The following is a 6980-nucleotide window of genomic DNA, read 5'->3' as shown; positions in this document are numbered from 1 at the left end:
CGCGCCGCGCGGCGGCGCGCTCGACACGTTCGTGTGGCGCGTGAGCGTCGCCGACGTCGGCGCGGCGGGGCCGTTCTCGCGTTTCGACGGCGTCGACCGCACGCTCGTGCTGCTGTCCGGCGCCGGGATGACGCTCGCGGAAGCGGGCGGGCGGCGCCACGTGCTCGATGCGCCGCTCGCGCGTGCCGACTTCGCGGGCGAAACGGCGATCGACGCGACGCTGCACGACGGACCGACGCGCGACTTCAACCTGATGACGCGTCGCGCGGCCGCGCGCGGCACGCTCGACGTATGGCGCGCGGGCACGCACCGCGTCGCGCATGCCGACACCGTGCTGCTGTTCTGCGCGGCGGGCGTCGTCGAGGTCGCGCTCGACGACGCGCGCTTCACACTGGAAGAAATGGACACGTTGCGGCTCGACGGGCCGCCGCGTGCGCTTGACCTCGTCGTGAGCGGAGGCGGCGCGCTGCTGGCCGTGTCGCTCGTCGTCGGCGAACGAGACTGAACGCATGAAACCGACTGTCTGGCATCACCTGAGGCTGTGTCCGCACGGCCATCCCGACGAAACGATCGACGATGCGGCGATCGCCGTCGACGAAACCGGCGCGATCGTGTGGCGCGGCGCATGCGCTGCGCTGCCGCACGGCTATGCGCACTGGCGGCGCGAAGACCTGCACGGCGCCTGGGTGACGCCGGGCCTCGTCGACTGCCACACGCACCTCGTGTACGGCGGCACGCGCGCGGACGAATTCGCGCAGCGCCTCGCCGGCGTCAGCTACGAGGAGATCGCGCGGCAGGGCGGCGGGATCGTGTCGACGGTGCGCGCGACGCGCGCGGCCGACGAGACCGCGCTGTTCGTGCAGGCCGCCGCGCGGCTGCAGCCGTTGCTGGCCGAAGGCGTGACCGCGATCGAGATCAAGTCGGGCTACGGTCTCGACCTCGCGAGCGAGCGCAAGATGCTGCGCGTCGCGCGGCAGCTCGGCGAACGCTTTCCGGTGAGCGTCTACACGACGTTCCTCGGCGCGCACGCGCTGCCGCCCGAATATGCGGGCCGCGCGGACGCATACATCGACGAAGTATGCGAGCGCATGCTGCCGACACTGGCCGACGAAGGGCTCATCGATGCGGTCGACGTGTTCTGCGAGCGCATCGGTTTTTCGCTCGCGCAGACGGAGCGCGTGTTCGAAGCCGCGACACGGCGCGGGCTGCCGGTGAAGCTGCACGCGGAGCAGCTGTCGAACGCGGGCGGCACCGCGCTCGCTGCGCGGTATCGCGCGCTGTCGGCGGACCACCTCGAGTTTCTCGACGAAGCCGGCATCGAAGCGATGAAGGCGGCCGGCACGGTCGCCGTGCTGCTGCCGGGCGCGTACTACTTCATTCGCGAGACGCAGTTGCCGCCGATCGATCTGCTGCGCCGGCACGGCGTGCCGATCGCGCTCGCGACCGATCACAATCCCGGCACGTCGCCGCTCGAATCGCTGCTGCTGACGATGAATCTCGGCTGCACGCTGTTCCGGATGACGGTGCCCGAAGTGCTGCAGGGCGTCACGCGCCACGCGGCCGCCGCGCTCGGCCGAGCCGATCGCCACGGCGCGCTCGAAGTCGGTCGGCAGGCCGATTTCGCGGTGTGGTCGGTCGGCTCGCTGGCGGAACTCGCATACTGGATCGGCCGGCCGCTCTGCGAGCAGGTCGTGCGCGGCGGCACGACCGTGTTTCGGCGGATGATCGGCTAGCCCTGGACAAGACGAGACTCACGATGACCGACATGACCTTGTTCGCGGACCATGCCTATCTGCCCGACGGCTGGCGCCGCAACGTGCTGCTGCGCTGGGACGCGAGCGGCACGCTGACCGGCGTGACGCCCGACACCGATGCGCCCGCCGGCGTCGCGCGCGCGGCCGGGCCCGTATTGCCCGGCATGCCGAACCTCCATTCGCACGCGTTCCAGCGCGCGATGGCGGGGCTCACCGAATACCGCGCGAATCCGGCCGACAGCTTCTGGAGCTGGCGCGACCTGATGTATCGCTTCGCGCTGAAGATCACGCCCGACGCGCTCGCGGCAATCGCACGCTGGCTCTACGTCGAGATGCTGAAGTGCGGCTACACGTCGGTGTGCGAGTTCCACTACGTGCATCACGCGCAGGACGGCTCGCGCTATCCGCAGATCGCCGAACTCGGCACGCGCGTGATCGACGCGGCGCGCGCGGCCGGCATCGGCATCACGATGCTGCCGGTCTCGTATCAATTCGCGGGCTTCGGCAACAAGCCGCCGCGCGACGATCAGCGCCGCTTCATCAACACGCCGGACGGCCTGCTCGAACTGCTCGACGCGATGCGCCGCACGGCACCCGAGCATGGCGGACTGCGCTACGGCGTCGCGCCGCACTCGCTGCGCGCGGTGTCGGAGAACGGGCTGCGCGTGCTGCTCGACGGGCTGCCGAACGACGCGCCGGTGCACATCCACATTGCCGAGCAGACGGCCGAAGTCGACGACTGCATGCGCGCGTACGGCGCGCGGCCCGTGCAGTGGCTGCTCGATCGCTTCGACGTCGACGCGCGCTGGTGCCTCGTGCACGCGACGCACATCGACGCCGCCGAGACGGCGGCGCTCGCGAAGCGCGGCGCGGTAGCCGGCCTGTGCCTGACGACCGAAGCGAATCTCGGCGACGGCATCTTTCCGGCCGTCGACTATCTCGCGCAACGCGGCGCGATCGGGATCGGTTCGGACAGCCATGCATCGGTCGACTGGCGCGCGGAGCTGCGCCTGCTCGAATACGGGCAGCGGCTCGTGCATCGTGCGCGCAACGTGCTCGCGAGCGAGACCCACGCGTACGTTGCCGATCGATTGTTCGACGCCTCGCTCGCGGGCGGCGCGCAGGCGAGCGGGCGGCCGATCGGCGCGCTGCGCGACGGCTGCCGCGCGGACTGGCTCGTGCTGGATCCCGATCATCCGGCGATCGCCGAACACGACAGCACCGCGTGGCTATCCGGCGCGGTGTTCGCCGAACACGGCGATACGCCGGTGCTCGACGTCTATACGGGCGGCGAGCGCGTGGTGCGCGGCCGCCGCCATCGCGACGAAGCGGCCGCCTATGCGGACTACCGCGCCGCACTGGCGCAACTGCTGCGCTGACGCGCGGCTACCGGCGCACGCACCAGCGTGCGCCGCTCGACTTCCACGGTGACGCGACATGACTGAACAACCGGCTGTATTCACGCTGAAGCAGGGCACCGTGCCGCTGCTGATCTCGATTCCGCACGCAGGCACGCACATCCCCGACGACATCGCGGCGACGATGACGCCCGATGCGCGCTTCGTCGACGACTGCGACTGGCATCTGGAGCGGCTCTACGCGTTCGCGGCCGAACTCGGCGCATCGATCCTCGTGCCGTCGCATGCGCGCTACGTCGTCGATCTGAACCGTCCGCCCGACAACGAGAACCTTTATCCGGGGCAGGACACGACGGGGCTCGTGCCGGTCGACACGTTCGACAAGCTGCCGCTGTATCCGGCCGGCGCGCTGCCCGACGACGACGAGATCGCACGCCGCCGCGACCGCTACTGGCGTCCGTACCACGGCGCGCTGCAGGACGAGATCGCGAGGCTCAAGCGCGACCACGGTCGCGTGCTGGTATGGGAGGCGCATTCGATCCGCTCGCACGTGCCGCGTTTCTTCGAAGGGCGGCTGCCGGATTTCAATTTCGGCACCGCGAGCGGCGCGAGTGCCGCGCCCGGGCTCGCGGAAGCGCTCGCCGCGCGCGTGCTCGAACACGGCGGCTATACGGCGGTCGCAAACGGGCGCTTCAAGGGCGGCTACATCACGCGTCATTACGGCGTGCCGGAGACCGGCGTGCAGGCCGTGCAGCTCGAGCTGTCGCAGATCACGTACATGGACGAGACGCGGCCGTATGCGTACGACGAAGCGCGCGCCGCGCGCGTCGCGCCCTTGCTGCGCACGCTCGTCGAAACGGCGCTCGCGTACCGCTGAGCGCCCGCGCGCCGCATGCGGCAGTGCGGCGAAGCGGCGTGGCGCGCCTCTATTCGTGCGTACGTCGCGCTGCCGCGGCGCAACAACACGGCGTCGGTCGTTGCGGCCGATGCCGTTTTTTTTGCCGCGGCGAACCGTCCGATCGTCACCCGAAAATTTGACGCAATTTTTCGTTGATATAAGCTGAATGTCAGGAAGTCGCCGCACGTGCATCGGCCGCGAGCGCGCTCGGGAGGGGCGCTCCGCGCGATGCCGGGCTTCGGCGGCTTCCCGACGCGTCGCCGCGGCGCGGTTGCCGCTTGCGCCCGATCGTGACGCGTGTCCGAGCATTCGTCTGTCCATCGAGAACGATCGTGAAAGCCGCCAGCCCATCGATACGTCGGACGCGAAGTCCGTCGGCGGGCGCGCCGACTCAGGCCGGGTCGATCCGGCCTGCTGATCGCGGCGCGCATGCCGCCCGTTTGCGCAAGCCTTGCCGCTTGACCGTTTCCCGCTGCGGCGTGCGCCGCTTCAACCTCGCGACCGCGCACGTCTTCAGCGCGGTGCAGTGCGACGGCAGCGCGTCGTTGTTGCCCTAGCGTCCTCTTCCCGTTGCGAGCCGAGTCGTATGCCGTGCCGCCGCTGCGTGCACGCGGACGACGCGTGCGCGCGTGCGGCGCGCGTCGCCGCGCAGGTGCGCCGGTGTCGCATGCGCGTGTGGCGCACTGCGTGCAGACGTTCGTTGCGCAGACAACGGAGCCGCGACCATGCGCGCACGCCCGATCGTAGCCGTCACCGCCGACCGCATCATGCGCGGTCCGCATCCGAACCATACGGCCGGCGAGAAGTACCTCGACGCGCTCGTCGACGGCGCCGGCGCGCTCGCGTTGGTGCTGCCCGCGCTCGGTGCGCGCCAGCCGCTCGACGCGATCGTCGCGGCGATCGACGGACTGCTGTTGACCGGCAGCTATTCGAACGTCGAGCCGCATCATTACGGCGGCGCGCCGAGCCCGCGCGACACCTTGCACGATCGCGCGCGCGATGCGACCGCGCTGCCGCTGATCCGCGCGGCGATCGACGCCGGCGTGCCCGTGCTCGCGATCTGTCGCGGCATGCAGGAGCTGAACGTCGCATACGGCGGCACGCTGCATCAGCGGCTGCACGCGACGGCCGGCTTCGACGATCACCGCGAACGGCTCGACGATCCGCTCGAGCGGCAGTACGGCCCCGCGCACGTCGTGCAGTTCACGCCGAACGGACTGCTGCAGCGGATCGCCCGCGGCACGACCGACGCGCGCGTGAACTCGCTGCACGATCAGGGCATCGCGCGCATCGGCGCCGGGCTCGTCGTCGAGGCACGTGCGCGCGACGGGCTCGTCGAGGCCGTCAGCGTGCGCGGTGCGCGTGCGTTCGCGCTCGGCGTGCAATGGCATCCGGAATGGCGCTACGCGGAGCAGCCGCTGTCGCGCGACATCTTCGCGGCATTCGGCGCGGCATGCCGCGCGCGAATGGCGCATCGCATTCACGCATTCGCCGGCGGGTTGCCGCCGCCGAACGCGTCCGACGTCGACTGAAAGAGGCCGATCATGCAACCCGAACTGACCGAATTCCTGCGCCAGCACCGCATCACCGAGGTCGAAGCGATCATCCCCGACATGGCAGGCATCGCGCGCGGGAAGATCATTCCGCGCAACAAATTCGAATCCGGCGAATCGATGCGGCTGCCGCAGGCCGTGATGGTGCAGACCGTGACCGGCGACTATCCGGAAGACGGCACGCTGACCGGCGTGACCGATCCCGACATGGTGTGCGTGCCCGATCCGTCGACGATCTGCCTGATCCCGTGGGCCGTCGATCCGACCGCGCAGGTGATCCACGACTGCGTGCACTTCGACGGCTCGCCGGTCGAGATCTCGCCGCGCTACGTGCTGCGACGCGTGCTCGAGCTGTACAAGCAGAAGGGGTGGCAGCCGGTCGTCGCGCCCGAGCTCGAGTTTTATCTCGTCGACATGAACGCCGATCCCGACTTGCCGCTGCGCCCGCCGGTCGGCCGCACCGGACGCGCGGAGACCGGGCGGCAATCGTATTCGATCGAGGCCGTCAACGAGTTCGATCCGTTGTTCGAGGACATCTACGAATACTGCGAGATGCAGGGGCTCGACATCGAGACGCTGATCCATGAGGTCGGCGCCGCGCAGATGGAGATCAACTTCGTGCACGGCGATGCGCTGTCGCTTGCCGATCAGGTGTTCCTGTTCAAGCGCACCGTGCGCGAAGCGGCGCTGCGCCACAACATGTACGCGACGTTCATGGCCAAGCCGATGGAAGGCGAACCGGGCTCGGCGATGCATATCCATCAGAGCCTCGCCGATGCGCGCACCGGACGCAACCTGTTCGCCGACGAAGGCGGGGCCGTGTCGCCGATGTTCCATAGCTATCTCGCGGGGCTGCAGAAATACACGCCCGCGCTGATGCCGATCTTCGCGCCGTACATCAACTCGTATCGCCGCTTGTCGCGCTTCATGGCTGCGCCGATCAACGTGCAATGGGGCTACGACAACCGCACGGTCGGCTTCCGGATCCCGCAGTCGAATCCGGTCGCGCGGCGTATCGAGAACCGGATTCCGGGTGTCGACTGCAACCCGTATCTCGCGTTCGCGGCGACGCTCGCGGCCGGCTATCTCGGTCTCGAGCAGCAGCTCGCGCCGACCGAGCCGATCGCCTCGGACGGCTACTCGCTGCCGTACCAGCTGCCGCGCAACCTGGAAGAGGGCATCTCGCTGATGGCCGCGTGCACGCCGCTCGCCGACATTCTCGGCGACAAGTTCGTGAAGGCGTATCTCGCGCTGAAGGAAACCGAATACGAAGCGTTCTTCCGCGTGATCAGTTCGTGGGAGCGCCGCCATCTGCTGCTGCACGTATGAGCGTGCGGCATCGTCATCCGGAGGCAACATGAACGATCGTCACGACGCACGGCCGAGCGCGCGCTCGACCGCCGAATACCGCGCGCTC

6 protein-coding genes are annotated in these 6980 nt (G+C 69.4%); all 6 read left to right on the top strand.

Going from position 1 to position 6980, the window contains the following annotated elements:
- Positions 1–505: HutD/Ves family protein (locus HMPREF3115_RS27680; RefSeq protein ID WP_070556967.1), on the top strand; the 505-nt coding region annotated here is incomplete at its 5' end.
- A gap of 4 nt (positions 506–509) precedes the next feature.
- Positions 510–1733 carry an imidazolonepropionase gene (gene hutI / locus HMPREF3115_RS27675; protein ID WP_070556965.1) on the top strand — a complete coding sequence of 408 codons (1224 nt, stop codon included), beginning with the start codon at positions 510–512 and terminating at the stop codon, positions 1731–1733.
- Between the two features lie 23 nt (positions 1734–1756).
- Positions 1757–3133, top strand: a complete 1377-nt coding sequence (locus tag HMPREF3115_RS27670; protein ID WP_053297038.1) for a formimidoylglutamate deiminase — start codon at positions 1757–1759, stop codon at positions 3131–3133.
- Between the two features lie 58 nt (positions 3134–3191).
- Entirely contained in the window at positions 3192–3989 is a 798-nt protein-coding gene (gene hutG, locus HMPREF3115_RS27665) for an N-formylglutamate deformylase (RefSeq protein WP_053297039.1), read from the top strand.
- A 746-nt stretch (positions 3990–4735) separates the two neighbouring features.
- The gene (locus HMPREF3115_RS27660; RefSeq protein ID WP_070556963.1) at positions 4736–5542 is read left to right on the top strand and encodes a gamma-glutamyl-gamma-aminobutyrate hydrolase family protein; all 807 of its coding nucleotides are present in this window, start codon (positions 4736–4738) and stop codon (positions 5540–5542) included.
- Positions 5543–5554: 12 nt separating this feature from the next.
- Complete coding sequence (locus HMPREF3115_RS27655) at positions 5555–6892, top strand: glutamine synthetase family protein (protein WP_006410777.1); 1338 nt, start codon at positions 5555–5557, stop codon at positions 6890–6892.
- The last annotated feature ends 88 nt before the right edge of the window (positions 6893–6980 follow it).

The organism is Burkholderia sp. HMSC10F09 (assembly GCF_001806955.1).
GTDB classification, from domain to species: Bacteria; Pseudomonadota; Gammaproteobacteria; order Burkholderiales; family Burkholderiaceae; genus Burkholderia; species Burkholderia multivorans.
This window is presented reverse-complemented; position numbering and strand designations above follow the sequence as displayed.

Excerpts from the sequence above, each read along its gene's own strand:
- HMPREF3115_RS27655 (WP_006410777.1), top strand. The coding sequence starts at position 5,555 with ATGCAACCCGAACTGACCGAATTCCTGCGCCAGCACCGCATCACCGAG.
- hutG (WP_053297039.1), top strand. The coding sequence starts at position 3,192 with ATGACTGAACAACCGGCTGTATTCACGCTGAAGCAGGGCACCGTGCCG.
- HMPREF3115_RS27660 (WP_070556963.1), top strand. The coding sequence starts at position 4,736 with ATGCGCGCACGCCCGATCGTAGCCGTCACCGCCGACCGCATCATGCGC.
- HMPREF3115_RS27670 (WP_053297038.1), top strand. The coding sequence starts at position 1,757 with ATGACCGACATGACCTTGTTCGCGGACCATGCCTATCTGCCCGACGGC.
- hutI (WP_070556965.1), top strand. The coding sequence starts at position 510 with ATGAAACCGACTGTCTGGCATCACCTGAGGCTGTGTCCGCACGGCCAT.